Genomic DNA, 271 nt, shown 5'->3' with positions numbered 1-271 from the left:
CGAGCACTTCGGGGCAATACGTGCATCTCCAGGGGCTTCGCACAGCAGGAAAAAAGACACTGCCTTGCTCGAAAAGCCTACCATCGGAGCACTTGCAAGGACCTGAACGATAGGCTGTGCGGGTGCCTATTACTAATGAACGCATCGTTTGGATCGATTGCGAAATGACCGGACTGGATATCGAGAACGATGCCTTGATCGAGGTCGCAGCGCTTGTTACTGACTCCGAGCTCAACATCCTTGGCGACGGCGTCGACGTCGTCATTAAGCC

General features: G+C 54.2%; 1 protein-coding gene. It reads left to right on the top strand.

What is annotated here, in order from left to right; translation table 11 throughout:
* Positions 1 to 116 precede the first annotated feature (116 nt).
* On the top strand, positions 117 to 271 hold a 155-nt coding region (locus SB764_RS40415), incomplete at its 3' end, for an exonuclease domain-containing protein (protein ID WP_410866813.1).

It is taken from the genome of Paraburkholderia sp. SIMBA_027, assembly GCF_046535315.1.
GTDB classification, from domain to species: domain Bacteria; phylum Pseudomonadota; class Gammaproteobacteria; order Burkholderiales; family Burkholderiaceae; genus Paraburkholderia; species Paraburkholderia tropica.
Note: the sequence above shows the minus strand (reverse complement) of the source record. Positions and strands in the feature narration are given on the sequence as shown.